Source organism: Sphingopyxis panaciterrulae, assembly GCF_014199295.1.
GTDB lineage: Bacteria > Pseudomonadota > Alphaproteobacteria > Sphingomonadales > Sphingomonadaceae > Sphingopyxis > Sphingopyxis panaciterrulae.
Map to the genome: position 1 here is coordinate 140,031 of NZ_JACIJH010000005.1, position 21,117 is coordinate 161,147.

At 66.9% G+C, this 21,117-nt stretch carries 20 protein-coding genes; 10 read left to right on the forward strand and 10 right to left on the reverse strand.

Features of this window, described 5'->3' with window-relative positions:
* Positions 1-9: 9 nt before the first annotated feature.
* The 3 genes from FHR21_RS10145 to FHR21_RS10155 are packed head-to-tail and all read right to left on the reverse strand — an operon-like array spanning position 10 to position 3,114.
* Positions 10-1,215 carry an acyl-CoA dehydrogenase family protein gene (locus tag FHR21_RS10145; protein ID WP_184097837.1) on the reverse strand — a complete coding sequence of 402 codons (1,206 nt, stop codon included), beginning with the start codon at positions 1,213-1,215 and terminating at the stop codon, positions 10-12.
* Entirely contained in the window at positions 1,212-2,300 is a 1,089-nt protein-coding gene (locus FHR21_RS10150) for an acyl-CoA dehydrogenase family protein (RefSeq protein ID WP_184097839.1), read from the reverse strand. Before FHR21_RS10150 ends, FHR21_RS10145 begins: the two co-directional genes overlap by 4 nt.
* Before the next feature lie 13 nt (positions 2,301-2,313).
* Positions 2,314-3,114, reverse strand: a complete 801-nt coding sequence (locus FHR21_RS10155; protein ID WP_184097841.1) for an enoyl-CoA hydratase/isomerase family protein — start codon at positions 3,112-3,114, stop codon at positions 2,314-2,316.
* Between the two features lie 91 nt (positions 3,115-3,205).
* Between FHR21_RS10155 and FHR21_RS10160 the strand changes: the two genes are divergently transcribed.
* Together FHR21_RS10160 and FHR21_RS10165 are read left to right on the forward strand one after the other, a co-directional pair.
* Positions 3,206-4,297 carry an acyl-CoA dehydrogenase family protein gene (locus FHR21_RS10160; protein WP_184097843.1) on the forward strand — a complete coding sequence of 364 codons (1,092 nt, stop codon included), beginning with the start codon at positions 3,206-3,208 and terminating at the stop codon, positions 4,295-4,297.
* 1 nt (position 4,298) lies between these two features.
* Positions 4,299-5,522 (forward strand): acyl-CoA dehydrogenase family protein, encoded by a 1,224-nt coding sequence (locus FHR21_RS10165; RefSeq protein ID WP_184097845.1) that lies wholly within the window; start codon positions 4,299-4,301, stop codon positions 5,520-5,522.
* A 52-nt stretch (positions 5,523-5,574) separates the two neighbouring features.
* Here the strand turns inward: FHR21_RS10165 and FHR21_RS10170 are convergent, their stop codons facing one another.
* Entirely contained in the window at positions 5,575-7,059 is a 1,485-nt protein-coding gene (locus FHR21_RS10170; RefSeq protein ID WP_184097847.1) for a class I adenylate-forming enzyme family protein, read from the reverse strand.
* A gap of 75 nt (positions 7,060-7,134) precedes the next feature.
* On the opposite strand from FHR21_RS10170, the gene FHR21_RS10175 reads away from it, so the two are divergent.
* Genes FHR21_RS10175 through FHR21_RS10185 form a run of 3 tightly spaced genes read left to right on the forward strand, consistent with a single transcriptional unit; the run spans position 7,135 to position 10,053 of the window.
* Positions 7,135-8,421: an FAS1-like dehydratase domain-containing protein gene (locus tag FHR21_RS10175; RefSeq protein ID WP_184097849.1), complete on the forward strand. Its 1,287-nt coding sequence runs from the start codon at positions 7,135-7,137 to the stop codon at positions 8,419-8,421.
* 44 nt (positions 8,422-8,465) lie between these two features.
* Entirely contained in the window at positions 8,466-9,263 is a 798-nt protein-coding gene (locus FHR21_RS20845; RefSeq protein WP_184097851.1) for an enoyl-CoA hydratase-related protein, read from the forward strand.
* Positions 9,256-10,053 (forward strand): enoyl-CoA hydratase-related protein, encoded by a 798-nt coding sequence (locus FHR21_RS10185; RefSeq protein ID WP_184097853.1) that lies wholly within the window; start codon positions 9,256-9,258, stop codon positions 10,051-10,053. The genes FHR21_RS20845 and FHR21_RS10185 overlap by 8 nt, the downstream gene beginning before the upstream one ends.
* 6 nt (positions 10,054-10,059) lie before the next feature.
* On the opposite strand, the gene FHR21_RS10190 is transcribed toward FHR21_RS10185, so the two are convergent.
* A complete protein-coding gene (locus FHR21_RS10190; RefSeq protein WP_184097855.1) occupies positions 10,060-10,851 on the reverse strand; it encodes an acyl-CoA thioesterase domain-containing protein in 792 nt (263 codons plus the stop codon).
* A gap of 96 nt (positions 10,852-10,947) precedes the next feature.
* On the opposite strand from FHR21_RS10190, the gene FHR21_RS10195 reads away from it, so the two are divergent.
* Genes FHR21_RS10195 through FHR21_RS10215 form a run of 5 tightly spaced genes read left to right on the forward strand, consistent with a single transcriptional unit; the run spans position 10,948 to position 16,520 of the window.
* Positions 10,948-12,159, forward strand: a complete 1,212-nt coding sequence (locus FHR21_RS10195) for an acyl-CoA dehydrogenase family protein (protein WP_184097857.1) — start codon at positions 10,948-10,950, stop codon at positions 12,157-12,159.
* Between the two features lie 4 nt (positions 12,160-12,163).
* Positions 12,164-13,156, forward strand: a complete 993-nt coding sequence (locus tag FHR21_RS10200; protein WP_184097859.1) for an acyl-CoA dehydrogenase family protein — start codon at positions 12,164-12,166, stop codon at positions 13,154-13,156.
* Between the two features lie 3 nt (positions 13,157-13,159).
* Entirely contained in the window at positions 13,160-14,530 is a 1,371-nt protein-coding gene (locus tag FHR21_RS10205; RefSeq protein ID WP_184097861.1) for a wax ester/triacylglycerol synthase domain-containing protein, read from the forward strand.
* Positions 14,527-15,585 carry a DUF7065 domain-containing protein gene (locus FHR21_RS10210; RefSeq protein ID WP_184097863.1) on the forward strand — a complete coding sequence of 353 codons (1,059 nt, stop codon included), beginning with the start codon at positions 14,527-14,529 and terminating at the stop codon, positions 15,583-15,585. Before FHR21_RS10205 ends, FHR21_RS10210 begins: the two co-directional genes overlap by 4 nt.
* Before the next feature lie 44 nt (positions 15,586-15,629).
* A complete protein-coding gene (locus tag FHR21_RS10215) occupies positions 15,630-16,520 on the forward strand; it encodes an NAD(P)H-dependent flavin oxidoreductase (protein WP_184097865.1) in 891 nt (296 codons plus the stop codon).
* Here FHR21_RS10215 and FHR21_RS10220 read toward each other — a convergent pair.
* The 5 genes from FHR21_RS10220 to FHR21_RS10240 are packed head-to-tail and all read right to left on the reverse strand — an operon-like array spanning position 16,517 to position 21,091.
* Positions 16,517-17,494 (reverse strand): NADPH:quinone oxidoreductase family protein, encoded by a 978-nt coding sequence (locus FHR21_RS10220; protein ID WP_184097867.1) that lies wholly within the window; start codon positions 17,492-17,494, stop codon positions 16,517-16,519. The two genes, FHR21_RS10215 and FHR21_RS10220, sit on opposite strands and share 4 nt — an antisense overlap.
* Positions 17,494-18,240 (reverse strand): SDR family NAD(P)-dependent oxidoreductase, encoded by a 747-nt coding sequence (locus tag FHR21_RS10225; RefSeq protein ID WP_184097869.1) that lies wholly within the window; start codon positions 18,238-18,240, stop codon positions 17,494-17,496. The genes FHR21_RS10220 and FHR21_RS10225 overlap by 1 nt, the downstream gene beginning before the upstream one ends.
* Positions 18,237-19,517, reverse strand: coding sequence for an acyl-CoA dehydrogenase family protein (locus FHR21_RS10230; RefSeq protein WP_184097871.1), 1,281 nt, complete (start codon positions 19,515-19,517; stop codon positions 18,237-18,239). Before FHR21_RS10230 ends, FHR21_RS10225 begins: the two co-directional genes overlap by 4 nt.
* A gap of 51 nt (positions 19,518-19,568) precedes the next feature.
* On the reverse strand, positions 19,569-20,636 hold the full coding sequence (locus FHR21_RS10235; RefSeq protein ID WP_184097873.1) for a phosphotransferase family protein: 1,068 nt from the start codon (positions 20,634-20,636) through the stop codon (positions 19,569-19,571).
* Positions 20,633-21,091 (reverse strand): MarR family winged helix-turn-helix transcriptional regulator, encoded by a 459-nt coding sequence (locus FHR21_RS10240; RefSeq protein WP_184097875.1) that lies wholly within the window; start codon positions 21,089-21,091, stop codon positions 20,633-20,635. The genes FHR21_RS10235 and FHR21_RS10240 overlap by 4 nt, the downstream gene beginning before the upstream one ends.
* Between the last annotated feature and the right edge of the window lie 26 nt (positions 21,092-21,117).

Sequence of the window (21,117 nt, forward strand, 5' to 3'; positions counted from 1 at the left end):
TCCTTGTGGTCAGGCGGGAATCCGGTTGAAGGGGACGCCCTTGTCGGGGCGATGGTCCTGCGGCAGGCCGAGGATCTTCTCGGCGATCGTGTTCAGCAGCATCTCGTCGGCGCCGCCGGCGATGCGGCCCGTCGGTGCATTGATCCAGCTCGCGCCCCAATCCTGCTTGACCGGTGCGTGGGCGTCGAAATGTAGCCCCGTCGCGCCCTGCAGGTCGATCGCCAGTTCGGACAGCTTCTGGCGCGAACGCACCGAGACGAGCTTGTTGAGCGAGCCTTCGGGGCCGGGCTCCATCCCGGCCTGCATCATCGTCATGGCGCGTGCGGTGATCGCGTCGAGCGAATTGCGCATCGCATAATTGCGCGCGATCTGCTGACGGATGCGGCCGTCCTCGATCGCCGGGCGGCCGTTGATCTCGGCTGCTTCGGCGAGCGCGACGAACAGGTCGAGGCGCGGCCCGAAGCCGGCGCTGTCGGTGGCGACATAGCGCTCGATCATCAAGGTCGCCATGGCGACCGCGAAACCGCCGCCCACCGGCGACATGCGATGGTCGTCGCCGATCTTCACATCGTCGAAGAACACTTCGTTGACATGGCTGTCGCCGCCCGCGAGCTTGATCGGGCGCACGGTGACGCCCGGCGCCTTCATGTCGACCCAAAAATAGGTCAGCCCCTTGTGCTTGGGCACGGTCGGATCGGTCCGCACGACGATGACGCCATAGTCGCTATATTGCGCCCAGCTCGTCCACAGTTTCTGTCCGTTGATCTTCCAGCCGTTGCCGTCGGTCTCGGCGCGGGTGCGCAGGCCGGCGAGGTCCGATCCACCGGCGGGTTCGGAAAAGAGCTGGCACCAGATTTCCTCGCCGGTCAGCGCCTTGTGCACGCGCTCCCGGACCCACGCCTTGTCCTCGCAGAAGCGCATGATGATCGGCACCGGCATGCCGAGCGAGATGCTGAAATAGGCGGTCGGCATGCCGAACGCCATCTCTTCGCTATCGAAGGCGACCTTCTCGATGGGGCTGAGGCCCTGGCCGCCATATTCGACCGGCCAGTTGATGCCCGAATAGCCCGCGGCGAAACGCCCCTTGAGATAGGCGCGGCCGAGCGCGAGATCCTCTTCCTCGCTCAAGCCCGCGCGCGCGGCGCGGCCGAAGCGCGGCGCGACCGATTCCAGCCAGGCGCGCGCTCTTTCGCGATAGGCTTCGACGTCGCTCATGCCGCTTTCTCCCGCAGGCGGTCGACGAGGACATCCTCCCAGAAGAAGAGGTTGCCCTGTTCGACCGCGAGGCTGCGCGCGCGGCGCATGTGAAGATGAAGCCCCGCTTCCCAGGTCACCCCGATACCGCCGTGAATCTGGACGCAATCGCGCGCCGCCGTATCATAGCCGTCGGTGGCCTGGATACGCGCCGCGGCGGCGGCGGCGATGAAGTCGTCCTGCCCCGCGCGCGAAGCGGCATGGACTGCTCCCGCGCGCGCCAGCTCGACGAGCGCGTAGATTTCGGCGATGCGGTGTTTCACCGACTGGAAGGCGCCGATCGGCTGGCCGAAGGCGCGCCGGGTCAGTGCATAGTCGCGTGCGGTTTCGAGCAGCTTTTCGGCCCCGCCGGTCTGTTCGTGCGCGGTGACGACTGCCTGCAGCGCGAGGATATGGACCGCCGCCGCTTCGGCGACGGAACCCCGCAGCAATTCGATTGCCGGCGTCTCCGCAAAGACGAGGTCGGCGGCGCAGCGACTGTTGTCGAAGCTCTCGATTGGCCGGCGCTCGACATCCGCAAGCTCGGCGACCGCGAGGATCATTTCGTCTCCGTCTCGGGCGGTCACGATCGCGACGCCCGCGCGGGTGCCGCCGGTCACCGCAGACTTGGTCCCGCGCAGCTTGCCGTCCTCGAAAGCGAGGCCGCCGCCGATGACCCGTTGCCCCTCGATAAAGGCGACCGCCCCGATCGCCTCGCCCGCCGCCAGCACGGGCAGCCAGCGCTGCTTCAGCGCTTCGTCGCCATGATCGAGGATCGCGCGCGCGGCACCGAAGCTTGCGGTAAGGAAGGGCGCCCCCGACAGGCTGCGGCCCGCCTGATGGGAGACGAGCCCAAGCTCGACGAGCCCCAGGCCGAGCCCGCCATAAGCTTCGGGCAACGCGACCGCGGTCCAGCCCTGTTCCTTCGCGATGGTCCAGAAGGGCTCGAAGATCGCGTCCCGGGTTTCGAGCAGCGGGAGCAGCGCTTCGGTCGTGACATGGGCTTCGAGGATGCGGCGCGACTCGCTCGCGATCGCCTGCTGCCCCTCGTCGTACAGGATCGACATGCGGCGGGGCCTCTCAGCGGATCGTGAATTTCTTGGCCTTGTCGGCCATCAGCGCGGCCCGGTCGACCTGCGGAACGCCGACCGGGTTGCCGATCTGGCAATATTTGAGCCCCTGCTGCAGCGCGACGCTGCGCGGCAGGTCGAGCGACTGCCAGATGGCCTTCAGCGAACCCGCGGTGGCCGCCGGTGGCTTGGCGGCGATGGCGGCCGCCAGTTCCTCCGCGCGCGGCCACAATTCGTCGCGCGTCGTGATCTCGCTCACCAGCCCGATGCGCAGCGCCGTGCCCGCGCCGATCCGCTCGTCGTTGCCGAGCAGCACCATGCGCAGCACATCGTGAAGCGGCATGTGATAGGTCATGCCGATCGGTTCGAGCGCGCTCGTCATCCCATAGGTGACGTGCGGGTCGAAGAAGGTCGCGTCTTCGGAGCAGATGATGATGTCGCTCTCGTTGAGCCAATAGAAGGCGCCGCCCGCCGCCATGCCGTGAACCGCGGCGATCACGGGCTTCCAGCAGTTCATCGACTTGGGGCCAAGAGTATTACCGGGGTCCTCGCAGTGCCAGATGTTGTCGAGTTCGACGACCGCCTGTCCCGGCTTCTGCGATTCCTTGACGTCGACGCCGGTACACCACGCCTTGCCCGGCGCGGCGCGCAGGACGCAGCAGTGGATGTCGTCGGTGCGCGCAATCCACTTCCACAGATATTCGAATTCGGTCATCATCTGCCGGGTGAAGCTGTTCATCGCCTCGGGCCGATTCAGGGTGATCGTTGCGACATGGTCGGCGACGTCGACCAGGATGGTTTCATATTGCATGGCCAGCGAATCCTCTCCCGGCATTTCTCATGGTTGACCTAGTTATACAACTCGCTATGACACAGACGGCAACAACTGGGCAAGTCCTTCGATGAATTTCGACCTTAGCGATGAACAGAAAATGCTTGGCGAGCAAGCCCGCGCGCTGCTTGCCGACCTGTCGCCGTTCGACCGGCTTCGCGGTCTGATCGATTCGGGCGCGGAGTGGGACGAACCGCTGTGGCGCGCGCTCGCCGAGATGGGCTTCCTGGGGGCCGCGATCCCCGAGGATCATGGGGGACTGGGGCTCGGCGCGCTCGACCTCGGCGTCATCATGGAAGCGCTCGGCGGCGCCAATGCGGCGGTGCCGTTCATGTCGTCGATCATATTGGGCGCGGAAGCGATCCGGCTGGCGGGCAGCGAGGCCCAGAAAGCGGCGTGGCTGCCGAAACTCGCATCGGGCGACGCGATCGCGACCTTCGCCTATGCCGAGGGACCGGGGTCGGCCTTCGCTACCGGGGCGACGCTGGACGGCGGACAATTGAGCGGCAGCAAATTGCCGGTTGCCGACGGCGGAATCGCCGATATCGCGGTCGTGCTCGTCGCCGGCGGCGGTTTCGCGCTGGTCGAACTGAACCAGCCCGGCGTGACGCGAACGCGGCTCGACGGTTTCGATCAGCTTCGCCCGCATTATCGACTCGATTTCGCCGATGCCGCGGCCGAGGCGATGCCGGGGGCCGGCAAGCTCGACCGGCTGATCGACCAGGCGGCGGTGCAGGCGGCCTTCGAAGCCGTGGGCGCTGCCGAAGCCTGCCTTCACATGGCGCGCGACTATGCGATGGACCGGCAGATCTTCGGGCGGCCGCTCGGCGGGTTCCAGGCGATCAAGCACAAGCTCGCCGATATCGCGGTCGCGACCGAACTCGCGCGGTCGAACGCCTATTATGGCGGCTGGGCAGCGGAATCCTCCCCCGACGACCTCCCCGCGGCGGCGGCGGCGGCCCGGCTTTCGGGGATCAAATGCTTCGAGATGGCGGCGCGTGAGAATCTGCAGGTGCATGGCGGTATCGGCTATACGTTCGAGGCGAACTGCCATTTCTATTACCGGCGCGAGCGGCTGCTGGCGGTGCATCTCGGCAATCGCGGCTTCTGGGCCGACCGGCTGCTGAACGCGCAGCCCGGTGCGCAAGGAAAGGCGGCGTAGGATGGATTTCAACGACAGCGCTGAGGAAGCCGCCTTCCGTGCCGAGGCCCGTGCCTGGCTCGCTGCTCACGCTCCCGCGCACGAGCTGCCAGTGGGCGCGAAGATGCCCGACACCGAGGAGGCCGACCGCGGCCGCGCCTGGATGCGGGAACTCTATGCCGGGGGCTGGTCGGGCCTGACTTTCCCGAAGGAACTCGGCGGCCGCGGCGCGTCGGGGATCGAGGCGGTGATCTTTGCCGAGGAAGAAGGCAAATATCCTCTTCCGAAGGGCCCCTTCACCTCGATCGGCACCGGCATGGCGCTGCCCGTGATCGCGAAACATGGCACTGCCGAGCAAAAGGCGCGCTTCATCGAGGCGACGCTGAAGGGCGACATCACCTGGTGCCAGCTCTTCTCCGAACCGGCCGCCGGCTCGGACCTTGCGGGACTGCGCACCAAGGCGTCGCGCGCCGACGATGGCAGCGGCGACTGGATCGTCAACGGGCAGAAGGTCTGGTCGAGCTGGGCGCATCTTACCGACTGGGGTATCCTCGTCGTCCGCACCGATCCGACCGTGCCCAAGCACAAGGGGCTGACTTTCTTCGTCGTCGATATGAAGACGCCGGGAATCGAGACCCGCCCGATCCGCCAGATTTCGGGTGCGAGCGAGTTCAACGAGACCTTCCTGACCGACGTCCGCATCCCCGATGCCAACCGCCTCGGTGCCGAGGGCGAGGGCTGGGCGTGCTGCATGACGGTGCTGATGGGCGAGCGGCTGGGCTCGGGCGCGCATCGTAGCGGGATCGAACCCTTGCTGGACTATGCCGCCGCGACCTCCGACGGGCATGGCGGGACGATGCTCGACGATCGCGCGGTTCGCCTGCAATTCGCCGACGCGCTCGCCGACGAGCAGGGCGAGCGTTTCTTTCAGGCGCGGCTCCGCACGATGGTGTCGAGGGGCGAGAATCCGGGTGCGCTCGCGGGGATGGTCAAGCTGGCCTATGCCGGCCGCTATCAAAGGACCAACGGCCTCGCGCTCGAACTGCGCGGCCTTTCGGGGATTGCGCCCGACATGGACGACACCGCAACGGGCGACGTCCAGTACGACTATATCTATTCGACCGTGATGCGTATCGCGGGCGGCGCAGACGAGGTGCTGCGCAACCAGATCGCCGAGCGCGTGCTCGGCCTGCCCGGCGAAATGCGCATGGACAAGGATGTGCCGTTCGAGGCGCTGAAGGGCTGAGCCCCGTCGTCCGCTCCGCCCGTTGGCGTCCGCCAACGAAGCGGGGCGGGGTTCAGGCCGCCCGGCGCGCCTCAGCCGCCTTCGCCAGTGGCTCCGCCAGTTCCTTCTTCAGGATCTTGCCATTGGGGTTGAGGGGCATCGCATCGATGATGAGGAGCGTGCGCGGCACCTTGTTGTCGGCCAGATGCTCGCGGCAGAAGGCGATGATCTCGTCGGGCTCGGTGCGCTGCCCGGGGCGCAGCGTGACCGCAGCGGCGATATCCTCGCCCAGAACCTCGTGCGGCACGCCGACCACCGCCGCCTGCTGCACCGCCGGATGGAGATGGAGCGCGGTCTCGATCTCGAGCGGCGTGATGTTGTAGCCGCCGCGGATGATCAGTTCCTTCGACCGCCCGGCCATGATCAGATCGCCATCCTCGTCGACGAAGCCGAGGTCGCCGGTCTTGGTCCAGCCGCCCTTGAAGCTTTGCGCCGTCGCTTCGGGATCGTTCCAGTATCGGCGCGGATGTTTCTGCCAGCCATAGATTTCGCCGACGACGCCGGGTTCGGTGACGATATGGCCGTTTTCGTCGCGGATCTGCATGTGCGCGGGCAGCTTGCCGACGCATCCGGGCTTCATCACCTGTTCCTGGCTGTTCGTGCCGAGCCCGACGCCGCCTTCGGACATGCCATAGCTGTTGCGGATGCGCAGGTGCGGCCACAGCTTCGCGGCGCGCATCACCGAATCGTGCGGCAGCGGCGCGGTGCCCGTCATCAGATATTTGACCCCCGTGAGGTCGTAATCGCCGACGTCGGGATGATCGAGCACGAGCCGCAGCATCGAGGGCACCAGATAGATGAGGTTCGGGCGCATTTCTCTCGTCAGCTCGAGAAAGCCCTTGGGGTCGAACTTCGGCTGAGTGATCGCCTTGGCCCCGCCGCGTGCAGGCAGCATGACGATGCCGATATTGCCGCCCGATCCGGTGAGCGGCAGCGCGTTCAGGGTCGAGCGCGAGCGGTCCTGATTATAGCCGGTGACACCTGTCATCAGGTCGGGATGCGATACCACGACGCCCTTGATCTTGCCGGTCGTTCCCGACGTGCCGAGGATTTCGGCGTCGGCATCGGGGTCGAGGCTGGCCTGATCGGGGAGCGCGGACAGGTCGCGCGGCATCGCGTCGACGTGCCAACAGCCGGCGAGATCGAGGGTCTTCACCAGATCGGGTGCGTCGGTCAGGCAGAAGCGTGGTTCGCACAGCGCGGCATAGTCGGCGATTTCTCTGGGATTGAGGCGCGTGTTGATCGGACAGGCGATGCCGCCGGCGCGGAACACCGCGAACACCGCGATCGCCATTTCGACCGCGCGCGCGTTGCTGATCGGCAGGAAGACGCGGTCGCCGGGGACGAGCCCCGCCGCCGCTAGCCCGCCGCCGACCTCGTCGGCTTCGCGGTCCCACTCGGCGAAGCTGATCTGCCGCCTGGTATCGTCGTGCGCGATCTCATTGGCCTGATGCGACGCGCGCACCTTCAATGCATCGCTGATGCGGCGAACTTCCATTGCGGCACTATCCCCTTGCTTCACTGATAGGGATGTATTACCTAGTTATATAACTCGTGACAAGGGAGATAAGCCATGGCGGACGCAAAAACCGATATCAAGCAGAGTGACGAATGGCAGAAAGCCGTCGCCTATGAGATTACGGATGCGGATATCGATCGGCAACGGGCGCTGCTCGGCTTCGATCAGGCGGCCAGGACGCGCGAGTATATCCAGACCGCGACTGAGGATAATATCCGCAATTTCGCGCACGGCATGGGCGACGACAAGCCGCTCTACACCGACCCCCATTATGCGAAGAAGACCCGCTGGGGCAGCGTGATCGCGCCGGGGATGATGGCGGGCGTCATCAACAAGCCGATGCTCGGCGACCCGGTGCCCGACGAGATCAAGGCGCTGAGGAAAAGCCTGTTCAAGGGCGTTCACGTCTTCGTGTCGGGGTCGCAATGGGATTTCTATCGCCCCATCTACCCTGGGGACACCATCTACAGTTTCAACGGCGACGAAAGCTGCGAGGTGAAGCAGTCCGAATTCGCCGGCCGTTCGGTCATCGGCGTCCGCCGCGACGTCAAGATCAACCAGCGCGGCGAGGTCGTCGCGGTCTATCGCATCCTTCGCGTCCTTACCGAGCGCAAGACGGCGGCGAAGAAGGGCAAATATTCGGCAATCGACCCTGCGCGCTACACCGACGAGGAAATGCAGGCGATCGAGGACATCTATGCGCAGGAGACGGTGCAGGGCGCCGCGAAGCGCTGGTTCGAGGAGGTCGAGAAGGGCGATTCGCTTGGCCTTCAGGCCAAGGGGCCGCTGACGGTCACCGACGTGATCTGCTTCCATGCGGGCGGCTATGGCTTCGTGCCCTATGCGCCGACTGCGAACCGTCTCGCGCACAAGAACCGGCAGCGCATTCCGGCCTTCTACATCAAGAATGAATATGGCGTTCCCGACGTCGCGCAGCGGCTGCACTGGGACCCGGTCTGGGCGCAGGCGATCGGCAATCCCATGGCCTATGATTACGGTGTGATGCGCGAAAATTATCTGTGGCAGTATCTCAGCGACTGGGCGGGCGACGATGCGGTCATCACCCATGTCCATGACGAGATCCGCAAGTTCAACTATATGGGCGATGTCCAGCGCGTGAGCGGCGAGGTGCTCGCGAAACGGCAGGACGGCGGGCAAAGCCTGGTCGACGTCGCGGTGAAGTTCACCAACCAGCGCGACGAGGAAACGGTGCGCGCGACCGCGACGATCGCGCTGCCGAACAAGGAAAGGCCGCTGCCGCTTTATCCTTCGGTGCCCGAGGAACTCGCGGAAAAGGCGGTGCGGATGCTCGCGCGTCACCGCGAATTGGGCGGGGATTGACCCGTTCGCCGTTCGCTTCGAAAACGGGTCGGGGAGGCTTGGCGATGTCCGAAATATTGATCGACGACGAGGAAGGCGTTCGCACCATCACCCTCAACCGGCCCGACCGGCTGAACGCGCTGACCGGTTCGATCATGACGCCGCTCGCCGATGCATGCGCCGACGCGGCGCGCGACTCGTCGGTCGGCTGCGTGATCGTGACCGGCGCGGGGCGCGGCTTCTGCGCCGGCGGCGACCTGAAGGAGGGTGGCGCCGACAAGGCGGTCGTGCCGCCGAACCCGGAGGTGGGCAGCCGTACCGAACAGGGCTTCTCGCGCCTGCGCGGCTTCATGGAAACCTCGCGCCTGCTCCATGAGATGCCGAAGCCGACCATCGCGATGGTCAACGGGCCGGTCGCCGGCGCAGGAATCGGCATCGCCGGCGCGTGCGACCTGCGCTTTGCCGCAAGGAGCGCGACTTTTCTCACCGCCTTCGACCGCATCGGGGCCAGCGGCGATTTCGGATCGACCTGGTTCTGGACCCGGATCGTCGGCACTGGCGTGGCGCGCGAGCTCTTTTTCCTGGGTGAGAAATTGTCGGCCGAAGAGGCGTTCGCCAAGGGGCTCTACACCCGCCTCTTCGACGATGGGGTGCTCGCGGACGAAACGATGAAGGCCGCCCGCCGCCTCGCTGACGGACCGCGCATGGGCTATCGCTACATGAAGGCGAACCTCAACAATGCCGAGGATTGGGCGTTCGAGGCGGCGCTCGACGCCGAAGCGCTCAATATGGGATTGTCGACCAGCGCGACCGCGATGGTCTGGCGCGAGAAGAAGAAGCAGGAGGAACGGGGCGGTGACTGATTTCGCGCATATCCGTATCGACCGCCACGAGGGCGGCATCGCCGCGGTCGTGGTCGCGCGCGCCGATATCGGCAATGCGTCGTCGCCCGAAATGCTCGGCGAGATCCGCGATGCCTTCGCCGCGCTGTCGGCCGACCGCGATGCACGCGCGATCCTGTTCGCCGCCGAGGGCAAGCACTTCTCGGTCGGCGCTGATTTCGCCTTTCTGCAGCGGCTGACCGGCATGGGCGCGAGCGAGATCAAGGACACCGTCTACGCCAATTTCCAGGGCGCCGCGCGCGCCATCTATCGCTGCCCCAAGCCGACGCTTGCGCTGGTCCAGGGGGCGGCGGTGACGGTGGGATGCGAACTTGCGCTCGCCTGCGACTTTCGCGTCGCCGCCGACAATGCGATGTTCCAGGAAAGCTGGATTCGCCTTGGCATCATGCCGCCGCTCGGCGGCATCTTTCTCTTGCCGCGCCTTGTCGGGCTCGGCCGCGCGATGGAGATGTGCCTGCGCGGCAAGCAGGTCCGCGCCGATGAAGCGCTCGCGATCGGGCTGGTGGGCGAAGTGGTCGCGCGTGACGATCTGGAAAGTCGCGGCCTGGATCTTGCGCGCGAGCTCGCCGCTTCGGCTCCGCTCGCCTATGCGACGGTCAAGCAGTCGATGCAGCGCGCGCTCGAAAGCAGCATGGAGGCCGAGTGGCAGGCGAACCTGTCGAATCAGGCGCTGCTGCTCGGCAGCGAGGATCATCGCGAAGGGCTGGCGGCGGTGACCGGGAAGCGCGCGCCGCTGTTCAAGGGCGAATAGCGGGCGTCAGAATATGCTGCGTCCCGGTGCGACGAAGATGGTCTGCGTGCCCTTGGCATAGACGCCGTCGATATCGGCAAACAGATTCTGCGCCACGGCGTGCCCGTTGCCCGCGCCTTCGGTGAAGGCGTCGAGCAGAAACCATTCGCCGCGCGGACGGCGAAAGAACTGGATCGAGATATCGAGGTTGGCGTAGCTCCATGCCTCGGCGTGCGTCGCGCTGCCGACTCCATTGCCGAAATCGGCGAACAAGCAGGCCTTGGCAAAGGGCGACGCCGGCGTGCCGAGCACGACTTCGCCGTCCATCCGCATCCACACGACGCCGCGTCCCGGCGCGCGCGCTTCGCCCATGATCGGCCGCGTCCGGATCGCGCCCGCCATCGTTGCGCCGGCAAGGAAGTTGCGTTCCTCCACCTCCTCGGGCGCCGGGTGCGGTTGCGGTGCAGGGCAGGGCGGGGTGTCGAGCCCGCGTGCGAGGACCAGATGGGCTTGCGTTACCGGCCGGTCTCCCGCGAGCAGCTCGATGCGGTGGAACTGTGCCTGCCGTCCCTCGCGCACCGGCACGAAACGCGCCGTCAGCGGAGCGTGCGGCACGACGCCCAATATGTCGATCGTCAAACGGCAGATTTCGAGGCCGGCGTCGAATCGCGCTTCCTCGATGAGCTGACCGATCAGCGCGGCGATCGGTCCGCCCGCCACGGCGTTGGCGAACCATGGATTGCGCGCGAGCCCCGACGGCACGAAAGCCTCTCCGTCGCGGACGAAATAATGCGGGATCGGGCGTTCGTGCTCGGTCATGCGAGCCTCCTACCGATAGGATGAACATCGCACAACATGTTTGACGTAGTTATATAAGTCAGGCATAGAATCGACGGAGAAGAGGGAGAGCGTGCGATGGATCTGAGCTATGGCGAAGCCGCCGAGGCCTTCCGCGCCGAGGTGCGGGCCTTCCTGTCGCTCCACTGGCCGCCGCCATCGGATATGCGTGGAACCGACCTTCGGCAGTTCATCCGCACTTTCCGCGCACTCGCGATAGATCAGGGTTATCTCTATCGCGCGATCCCGAAGCGTTATGGCGGGTCCGAACAACCGGTCGATGTCATCCGCGCCCAGGTGATCCGCGAGGAGTTCGCGCGCGCGCACGCGCCGACGGAGGTGGGCGGCAATGGCGTGAACATGACCGTGCCGACCCTGCTCGAAAAGGGCACCGACGCGCAGAAGGAGCTCTTCATCCGCAAGACGCTCGAAGGCGATTATATCTGGGGCCAGGGCTATTCCGAGCCCGGCGCGGGATCGGACCTCGCAAGCGTGCGGACGCGGGGCGAATTGTCGGCGGACGGCGGCAAGTGGATCATCAACGGGCAGAAGATCTGGACCTCGCAGGGGATGCAGGCGACGCATATGTTCATGCTCGTGCGCACCGAGCCCGATGCGCCCAAGCATGACGGCATCACCTATCTGCTCATCGACCTGGACCAGCCCGGTGTCACGCGGCGTCCGATCCGGCAGATGACGGGCGAAGCGGGCGACCATACCTTCTGCGAATTCTTCTTCGACAATGCCGAGACCCCGGTGACTTGGCAGGTCGGCGAGCGCGGACAGGGCTGGTATGTCAGCCGCACGACGCTGAAGCACGAGCGCGCCAGCATCGGCGGCGCCGACGGGCTGGGCAAGCAGTTCGCGAAGCTCGTTGAGCTTGCGAAGGAGGTCGGCCGGATCGACGATCCGATCGTGCGCGACAGGCTGACGCAGATCGAGGGTTTCGTCCTCTCGCACCGCTATTCGAGCTATCGCATCTTCAGTTGCGCCGCCGCGGGCGAGGATGCGGGCGCGGTGCCGCTGATGATGAAGTTGCTGCTGACGGAGATCGGGCACGACATGGCGCTGCTCGCGCAGGATCTGATCGGAGAGCATGGTTTCGTCGAACCCGCTGGTGCGGGCGGCCGCGGCAACCGCGGGCCGCGCGGCCCCGAAAAATGGATGGATCAGATCATGGGCAGCCTCGGCAATTCGATCGCGGGCGGGGCGTCGAACATCCAGCGCAACATCATCGGCGAAAGGGGACTCGGCCTGCCGCGCGACCTCGCGATGAGCGGCGAGCGCTGAACCCATGCATTTCCACCTGACCGAAGAGCAGACGGCAATTCAGGATGCGGTGCGCGGCACGCTCGCCGACGCATGGCCGATCGAGCGCATCCATGCCTTTGCCGATGGCGATGCGGATTTCGACGGCGAGAGCTGGCGCGCGCTGATGGCGCTGGGGCTTGGCGGCATCCTGTTGCCGGACAGCGGCATGGGCCTTCTCGAAGCCGCGCTCGCCTGCGAGGTGGCGGGCGAGGCGGCCGCGGCCGGCCCCCTGATCGGGCAATGGCTCGCGGTGGCCGCGGCGGCGGCGAGCGGCAAGGGCGGAGAGTTTCTCGATCCGCTGGCGAGCGGCGAGCGTGTCGCGACGCTGGTGCATGGCGGCAGCGCCTTCGTCCCCTGCGCCCGCGCCGCCGATCTTTTCCTGATCGTCGACCGCGATGCCGGGGTACGCCTCGTACCCGCGAGCGAAGGCGTGACGATCGAGGCGGTCAGGGCGTCCGACCGCAGCCGGCCGGTATCGAAAGTCGAAATCGCCGACGGTGCGGGGGAGCGACTTTTCGAGGCGGCCGACCCGATGACTGCGCGGCTGGCCGATGCGGCGCTCGTCCTCGTCGCTGCCGACGCGCTCGGCGGCGCGCAGAAGGTCACCGACATGAGCGTCGCCTATGCCAAGGAACGCGAGCAGTTCGGTCAGCCGATCGGCCGCTTCCAGGGGCTGAAGCACCAGCTTGCGCACATGGCGCTCGATGTCGAGCCGGCGCGCGCGCTTGTCTGGTATGCGGCCTATGCCTGGGATGCCGGGCTATCCGATGCCCCGCGCGCCGCGGCGATGGCGAAGGCGCATCTTTGCGACGTCTATGTCCGCGCGACGCGTGCGGCGGTCGCGGCGCATGGCGGCATCGGCTATACGTGGGAATATGGGCTGGGCTACTGGTTCCGTCGTGCCGTCTTCGACCGCGCCTGGCTCGGCAGTCCGGCCGAACATCGCGCGCGCGCCGCGGCGCAGGCGGGCTGGTAGGCGGTGAACGCGGCCGACAGCCTGCAACTCGCCCCGGGCGTACGGCGGCTGCGTCCCGACGACCATTTCATGATCCTGTCGGAAACCGACGCCTCGCCGATGCATGTCGGCGCGCTTATCCTGCTCGACGTTCCGGACGACCGATGGGCCGACTTCGCGGCGGCGATCCGGCGCCAGTTCGCCGACCGATTGCCCGCGACGCCGCTCCTGGCGCGCCTGCATCAGGCACCCGACGGCTATGACAGCGATGTCTGGGCCGACATCGCTCGTGCTGACCTCGAAACGCTCGTCGTCGTCGAGTCCCATGACGGGGCGTGGAGCGAGGCTGAACTATACGCTGCCGTGGCGCGGCTCAACATGCGTCGGCTCGACCTGTCGGGTCCGCCGTTCGCCGCGCACCTCTTCGAGCGGCTCGCGGGTGGTGGCAGCGCCCTCTATCTCAAGATGCACCACAGCGTCGCCGACGGCATCGGCTTCCAGACCATTCTCGGCCTGCTCAGCGATGCGGCCCCGCCCGCAACCGCGCGCTTCGTCGATGCACGTTTGCCCGAGCCCGAAAAGTGGCGCCAGCGGGCAGAGGCGCGCTTCGCCGCCGAAGAGGGATTGCGCACCGAACAGTCGGCGCGGCGCAAGGAAGCGCTCGCGGCGCTCGAATCGTTCAAGGACGAGCGCGCGCCTACCCCCCAGCTCAAAATGTCGGGCCCGACCTCGGGCGAGCGCCGCTATGCGACCATCAGCCTGCCGCTCGCGCGCGTGAAAGCGGTGGGTAAGGCGCAGGGGGCGACGGTCAACGACGTCTTCCTGACCCTTGCGAGCGCCGCGCTGCGTAAGCATCTCCTCGCAATCGGCGACCTTCCCGATACGCCGCTCGTCGTCAATTCGGCGCGCTCCTACCGCCGTGACGAACATGGGCCGTTCGGCAACCGCATCGTCGCGCTGCACCCGCACCTCGCGACGCATCTGGCCGATCCGATCGAACGGCTCCGCGCGATCCAGGCGTCGATGGCGGCCGAGATGCGGCGCACCGGGCATGACGAGGCGTTGCTCGACGCTGCCGAGAAGCCCTATGGCGCGCGCGACCGCCGCGCCGCCTTTGCCGAGCGCATGGCGGGCGGCAAAAGGCTGCTCCCCGGCAATCTGACGCTATCGAACGTTCCCGGCCCCGCCGATGCGCGCAGCTATGCGGGGTTTCGCCAGCTTCACAATTATCCGGTGCCGATCATCGGATCGGGCCGCTTTCTCAACATCACCTCGCGGCGCAGCGGCGGCAATCTCGACATGGGCGTGATCGCCGATGCCGAAAAGGTTGCCGACGTCGGCCGCATTGCGGCGCTGTTCGTGGCCGCGCTCGACGAACTGGAGGGGCTTTCATGACCGACGATCTCGCGTTCAAGCCGGAGGATGATCGCTATCATCCCCTGTCCGACGATCCCTATGAGACCGAGACCAACTGGTGGTCGTTCAACATTCCCGAGCGCAAGATCGGCTGCTGGATTCACGCGCCCTATTATCCCAACCGCAAGAGCGTGACCTGGCGCATCTTCGCATGGGACGACGAGGGCTATGATCCGGCGCGCATGGCCTATTACCGCAAGGTCGAAGAGGCGCCGATGCCCGATGCGCCCGACCTGACCGACATCGTCTTCCCCGGCGACAGACATGGCGGCGGCTATTCCTTGAAGATGATCGAGCCGGGGATGAAATATCATCTGGTCTATGACGATCCGGCGCGGGGCTTCGCGCTCGATTTCACGCACACCGGCCTCCATCCGCCGCACCGCTTCCCGCCGGGCAAGCCGCCTTTCATGGCGACGCCGCATTACGACCAGCTCGGCCATGTCGAGGGCTGGATGACGTTGCGCGGCGAGCGCATCCGCATCGACGGGATCGGGGTGCGCGACCGCACCTGGGGACCGCGCGGCGGACCCTATGCCGCGAGTCCGAAAAGCTATGCGAGCGATCTCGATCGGGTAAAGCATCCCGGCGGCGCGCGCTGGCGCGAGATCGAGCGCGAGCGGGGTCGTGGGCGAATCCAATATATCTTCGGCCACCGCCGCGACGGTACCGGATTCCTCGGCTTCGTACGCGTCGCCGATGGGGGCGCCGACGGATGGGCGCCGATGAACGCCGGCTGGATTCGTCGCGACGGCCAATTCGGCGGCCTCGATGCGGCACGGTCGCGGATGCGGAGTTTTCGCAACCCGAAGACCGGCTGGAGCACCCATATGCAGGTCGAGCTCGTCGACGAGCATGGCCGCGACATGGTCAGCGAAGGGTTCGTGGTTTCGACGATGAGCGAGGCGGGCTATGGCGTGAACCAGTTGATGCGCTGGGACATCGACGGCGGCATCGGCTGGGGCGAGGATCAGGACGTATGGAACGCAGCTCACTTCGTGCGGATGCTCGATGCGCTGAAGGCGACCGCCTGACCGCCATGCTCGCGAAGCTGTCGCTGCCCTTGATGTGCGCGCCGATGAGCTTCGCCTCGGCTGTGCCGCTCGCCGTCGCCTGCTGCCGCGCGGGGGTGATCGGCGGCTGGCAGGGTGGGACCTATACGCCGTCCGACCGGTTCGAGGCGTATCTGAAGGCGCTGGCCGAAACCGACGGCGCGCCGCCGATCGTCAACCTGCCCGCGCGCTGGGGCCGCGACCCGGCGGCGGCCGACCGCATCGCGCTGCTCGAGCGCTACCGCGTGCCGCTCGTGCTCTCGAGCCTCGGCGATCCGTCCGCGCTGGTTGAGCGGGTGCATGGATGGGGCGGCCATGTCATTCACGATGTCACGACGATGAAGCATGCCGAGAAGGCGATCGCCGCGGGCGCCGACGGACTGATGCTGACCTGCGCGGGCGCGGGCGGGCATACGGGCTTCCTGACCCCGATGGCCTTCGTCCCCGCAGTGCGGAGGATGTTCGACGGGCTGCTGATCGTCGCCGGCGGCATCGCCGACGCCCATGGCATCGCCGCGGCGCTCGCGCTCGGCGGCGATATCGCCTGCATGGGCACGCGCTTCATCGCGACGCCCGAAAGCGGCGTTGTCGAGGGACACCGCGCGATGATCCCGACGGTGAGCGCCGACGATATCGTCGCCTCGGCCGCGATGAACGGCGTGCCCGCGCACTGGATGCGGCAATCGATCGAGGCGGTCGGCCTCGACCCCCGAACGCTGCCCAATATACGCTCGGACATGCCCGAGGGCGTGATGCCATGGCGCGATATCTGGAGCGCGGGGCAGAGTGCCGGGCTGATCGATGCGGTTGAGCCCGTGGCCGATCTCGTCGCGCGGCTGGCCCGCGCGTTCGAGGCGTTGCCGGCGATCCCCGACTGGCGCGCGTGCCTGGCCGAACGGACGGCGAACTGGGGCTAGTCCATCGTCAGCACGATCCGCCCGGCGCTCTTGCCTGCCGCGGCTTCTTCCATCGCGGCGCGAAACTCCGGCAAGGGATAGCTCTTGGCGACGGCGGGACGCAGCGTCCCCGCGGCCGCCAGCGCGAAAATCCGGTCGCGGTTCGCGTTGCTCTTTTCCGGCTCGAACAGGCCGAACTGGCGGATGTCGACGCCGATCAGCGCGCCGCCCTTGAGCAGCGGCAGGTTGGACCGCAGCGCGGCGATGCCGGCGGGAAAGCCGACGACCAGATGGCGGCCGTTCCATGCGAGCGAGCGGAAGGCGGCTTCGGTGGCCTCGCCGCCGACGGGGTCGAAGACGACGTCGACGCCCCTGTCGCCGTTCGCGGCCTTCACGGCGGCGCGCCAGTCTTCGCCGCGCGCGTCGATCGCGGCATCGGCGCCACCCGCGATCGCGAGCGCGCGTTTCGCCTCGCTCGACGCCGATGCCAGAACGCGCGCGCCGAGATGCTTGCCGATCTGCACCGCGGCATAACCCGTCGCGCCGCCCGCGCCGAGGACGAGCAGGCTTTCGCGCGCCTGCAACCGGGCGCGGTCGACCAGCGCGTGCCAGGCGGTCGCATAGCTGACGGGAAAAACCGCTGCTTCCTCGAACGACAGCGCCGCGGGCATCGGGCGCACCGTGCGCGCGGGGAGGTTGGCGGCTTCGGCGAACAGCCCGCCCCACCCGCTCGCGACGACGCGGTCGCCGACTGCGAAACCGGTCGCCTCCGCGCCGACCGCATCGACCACCCCCGCGCATTCGCTGCCGGGGATATAGGGCAGCGGCGGCTTCACCTGATAGCCGCCGGCCGCGGTCAGCACGTCGACGAAGCTGATCCCGGCCGCGCGGATCGCGATGCGCAACTGGGTCGGCGACGGCGGGCCCGGATCATGCTCGACGAGCCGATAGAGCGACGGCGGACCGAGCCTATCGGTCAGCACCGCGCGCGGCATCAGCGCTGCCCCCCGTCGACGCGGACGAGCGCGCCGGTCGTGTAGGAGGAGGCGGGGCTCGCGAGCATCAGAGCCGCCGTGACGATTTCCTCCGGCCGTCCGGGCCGCCCGAGCGCGACGGGCTGCGCCTCGCGTTTCCTGGGTTCCCACGCCTCGGCGATGTCGGTCAGGAAGGGGCCGGGGCTGATCGTGTTCACCCGTACCTTCGGCGCATATTCGCGGCTCAGCGAAACGCTCATCGCGTTCAGCGCCGCCTTCGCGGAGCCATAGGGCACGACCATCGGCAGCGCCATCAGGGCGCCGGTCGAACTGATGTTGATGATGCAGCCGCCGTCGCCCTGGCTCATCCGGTGCGCGACCTGGCTTGCAAGGCGGAACGGTCCCTTGAAGTTCAGGTTCATCACCGAATCGAACAGGTTTTCGGGCATCTCGTGGCTGGGGCAGGGCGGCGACATGCCGGCGTTGTTGATAAGGATGTCGACGCGGCCGAACTGGGCATAGGCGGCGGCGATCAGGCCGTCGATCTCGTCCCAGCGCCCGCAATGGACGCCATGCGCCAGCGCGCGGCGTCCCAGTGCGCGGCATTCGCCCGCGACCTCCTCGCATTTGTCGAGCTTGCGGCTCGCGACGATGACGTCGGCGCCGCGCTCGGCGAGCGCCTTGACCATGCGATAGCCGAGCCCGCGCGATCCGCCGGTGACGAGCGCGACCTTGCCGGTGAAATCGAACAGCGGATCGGGGGTCATGCGACGCTCCTTTCGCGGATGGCGGCAAGGCGGGTCGGGATATGCTCGCTGGGGAACAGCCCCGGCGCGGGCCTTGCGGTCCTGAGATGGGCGTTGGCGACCTGCACCTTGTGGACCTCGGTCGGGCCATCGGCCAGCGCCATCGCGGGCAGCCCCATCCACATGTCGGCCAGCGGCGTTTCGAGCGTCATGCCGAGGCTGCCGTGAAGCTGGATCGCGCGCTGGACGATATCGTGATAGACTTTCGCCATCTGCACCTTGCACATCGCGATATGCGTGCGTGCGGCGCCATGCTCCTCATTGTCGATGATCCACGCGGTCTTCAGCACGAGCAGGCGGAACTGTTCGAGCTCGATGATCGAGTCGGCGATCGCGCCCTGCACGAATTGGTGCTCGCTGAGGGGCTTGCCCTGCGTCCGCCGCGACACCGCGCGTTCGAGCATCATGTCGATGGCGCGCTGACACTTGCCGACGGTCCGCATCGCATGATGGACGCGTCCGCCGCCGAGGCGCGCCTGCGCGACCTTGAAGCCTTCGCCGGGGCCGCCGAGCATCGCGTCGAGCGGCACGCGCACCTTGTCATAGCGGATATAGGCGTGGGTGCCGTCGTCCTGTCCCTTGCTGTCGCCCATCGTCTGCGAATGGCGGACGAACTCGACTCCCGGCGTGTCAGTCGGCACGATCAGCATCGACATGCGTTCATGGGGCGGATTTTCGGGGTTGGTCACCACCATCGCGATCAGGAAAGCCGCGAAGCGGGCGTTCGAAGAGAACCATTTCTCGCCCTCGATCACCCATTCGTCGCCCTCGCGCCACGCGCGACAGGTGAATTCCTTGGGATCGGCGCCCGCCTGCGGCTCGGTCATCGAAAAGCAGGACACGATCTCGCCGTCCATCAGCGGCTGGAGATATCGTTCCTTCTGTTCCTTCGTCCCGAACATCGCGAGGATCTCGCTGTTGCCGGTGTCGGGCGCGGCGGTGCCGAAGACGGTCGGCGCCCAATAGCTGCGCCCCAATATCTCGTTCATCAGGGCGAGCGTGAGCTGGCCGTATCCGGGCCCGCCCAGCTCGGCGCCGAGGTGGCATGCCCATAGCCCCTGCGCCTTCACCCGATCCTGCAGCGGTTTCAAATGCGCCCGCGCTTCCGCGTTCGCGACGTCATAGGGCGCGCCATGACCGGGGAAGAGCATGTCCATCGGCTCGCATTCCGCGCGGACGAAGGTCGCCATCCAGTCGAGCTTCGCCTGCAATTCGGGTTCGATGCGGAAATCGATCATGTCCTCGTCCTCTGAATTGAAAGCTACGGTGGTGGATTGTCTCGGCCCGGTTCATCCCACCAATCGAATCAGCTTCTCGGCCTCCGCGAAATTGCCGCGCACCAGCCGGTCGAAGAAGCGCCCGGTCTCGGCGCTCAATATGCCCTTTGCCGCCTGCGCGACCTTATATTCGAGGATGCAGCCGCCCTTGAACATCGCGAGGATCAGATAATAGTCGAAACTGTCCATGCTGCGCCCGGTCCCCGCGGCATAATGCGCCATCAATTCCTGCCGCGTCGGCCAGTCGCCGACATTGTAGAGCGCTTTTTCGGGAACATGGCCGGGGAAACGTTCGTCGCATATGCCGTTGCAGAACCAGGCGAGGTCGAGCAGCGGATCGGCGATCGTGGACAACTCCCAGTCGATCAGCGCGGTCAGCCGGCACGGCGGGTCGAAGGCGAAGAGCGCGTTGGGTGTGCCGACGTCGCCGTGGATGATGCCGGGGCGGAAATCGTCCGGAATATTGGCGCGCAGCCAGTCGCGTGCGAGCGCATAGCCGGGCAGTTCGCGCCACGCGAAATCATAGAGTTGCTTATAGCTTCTGATCTGGCCTTCCCAGCGGTCGACCTGCCGTTCGAGGAAATTGTCGGGCCGCCCGAAATCTTCGAGACCCACCGCCCGATAATCGACGTTGGCGAGGGCGATCAGTCCGTCGATCATCGCGAACGGCACCTCGCGCGCGTGCGGCGGCTTGTCGAAGGGCGGGCGGTCGTGGATCTTTCCGTCGGTGAGATCGGCGGGCCAGCCTTCGACAAGATCCATGACATAGAAGGGCGCGCCGATAACCCCGGGGTCGGCGCAGCTCCCGTGGCAGACCGGGTGGGGGACGTCGGTGCCGTTGAGGGCCGTCAGTACGCGCGCCTCGCGCAGCACGCTCTTCTCGCTGCCTGGCGGGGGCACGGCCGGCGGGCGCCGCAGGATTAGCGTCTGGGCGCCGCGGTTCAATGCCAGGATGACGTTCGATGTACCGCCGTGGATCTTCTCGACCGCGAGCGGCCCGCCGCCAAGCGCGGGAATATACGCGTCGAGCCACGCGCTCAGCCGCCCGGGATCGGCCAGCGCTCTTGCATCGTCGCTCATGCGCTGCCTTCCTTCAGATAGGTTTCGATCCCGCAGCGGATCGCGTTGAGCCGGTCGGCGGCGTCGCCAAAGGCCTTGCTGTCGATCCGGCCCAGCACCGCTTTCGTCACCGCCTGCGCGCGGGCATGGTCGGCCGCCTTCAGGGCACGGCCGGCTTCGGTCGCTACGATCAGCGAGGCGCGTTTGTGCTCCGGATTGTCCGCAAAGGCGATGAGGCCCAGCTCGCCGAGCCGGTTCGCGGCGCGCTGCACCACCTGGCGCGGATGGCCGAGGCTGCGGCCGATCTGCGCGACGGTCGGCGGCGCGGCGGCGTTCACCACCGCGGTCAGCACCGTCAGCTCCATCTCGGCAAGCCCGCTCGCGCTCCGCGTATCGGCATAGAGCGCGCGCATCCGCCCGCGAAGTCGGGCGACCTCGTCGGCGAATCGTTCGAAATCGGTGAAACGCTCTGACATGGCACTTTGATGTCAAGTTGACACTA

Bases quoted from the DNA above. Each gene is read 5' to 3' on its own strand.
- FHR21_RS10145 (WP_184097837.1), bottom strand. From the start codon at position 1,215: ATGAGCGACGTCGAAGCCTATCGCGAAAGAGCGCGCGCCTGGCTGGAA.
- FHR21_RS10150 (WP_184097839.1), bottom strand. From the start codon at position 2,300: ATGTCGATCCTGTACGACGAGGGGCAGCAGGCGATCGCGAGCGAGTCG.
- FHR21_RS10155 (WP_184097841.1), bottom strand. From the start codon at position 3,114: ATGCAATATGAAACCATCCTGGTCGACGTCGCCGACCATGTCGCAACG.
- FHR21_RS10160 (WP_184097843.1), top strand. From the start codon at position 3,206: ATGAATTTCGACCTTAGCGATGAACAGAAAATGCTTGGCGAGCAAGCC.
- FHR21_RS10165 (WP_184097845.1), top strand. From the start codon at position 4,299: ATGGATTTCAACGACAGCGCTGAGGAAGCCGCCTTCCGTGCCGAGGCC.
- FHR21_RS10170 (WP_184097847.1), bottom strand. From the start codon at position 7,059: ATGGAAGTTCGCCGCATCAGCGATGCATTGAAGGTGCGCGCGTCGCAT.
- FHR21_RS10175 (WP_184097849.1), top strand. From the start codon at position 7,135: ATGGCGGACGCAAAAACCGATATCAAGCAGAGTGACGAATGGCAGAAA.
- FHR21_RS20845 (WP_184097851.1), top strand. From the start codon at position 8,466: ATGTCCGAAATATTGATCGACGACGAGGAAGGCGTTCGCACCATCACC.
- FHR21_RS10190 (WP_184097855.1), bottom strand. From the start codon at position 10,851: ATGACCGAGCACGAACGCCCGATCCCGCATTATTTCGTCCGCGACGGA.
- FHR21_RS10195 (WP_184097857.1), top strand. From the start codon at position 10,948: ATGGATCTGAGCTATGGCGAAGCCGCCGAGGCCTTCCGCGCCGAGGTG.
- FHR21_RS10200 (WP_184097859.1), top strand. From the start codon at position 12,164: ATGCATTTCCACCTGACCGAAGAGCAGACGGCAATTCAGGATGCGGTG.
- FHR21_RS10210 (WP_184097863.1), top strand. From the start codon at position 14,527: ATGACCGACGATCTCGCGTTCAAGCCGGAGGATGATCGCTATCATCCC.
- FHR21_RS10215 (WP_184097865.1), top strand. From the start codon at position 15,630: ATGAGCTTCGCCTCGGCTGTGCCGCTCGCCGTCGCCTGCTGCCGCGCG.
- FHR21_RS10220 (WP_184097867.1), bottom strand. From the start codon at position 17,494: ATGCCGCGCGCGGTGCTGACCGATAGGCTCGGTCCGCCGTCGCTCTAT.
- FHR21_RS10225 (WP_184097869.1), bottom strand. From the start codon at position 18,240: ATGACCCCCGATCCGCTGTTCGATTTCACCGGCAAGGTCGCGCTCGTC.
- FHR21_RS10230 (WP_184097871.1), bottom strand. From the start codon at position 19,517: ATGATCGATTTCCGCATCGAACCCGAATTGCAGGCGAAGCTCGACTGG.
- FHR21_RS10235 (WP_184097873.1), bottom strand. From the start codon at position 20,636: ATGAGCGACGATGCAAGAGCGCTGGCCGATCCCGGGCGGCTGAGCGCG.
- FHR21_RS10240 (WP_184097875.1), bottom strand. From the start codon at position 21,091: ATGTCAGAGCGTTTCACCGATTTCGAACGATTCGCCGACGAGGTCGCC.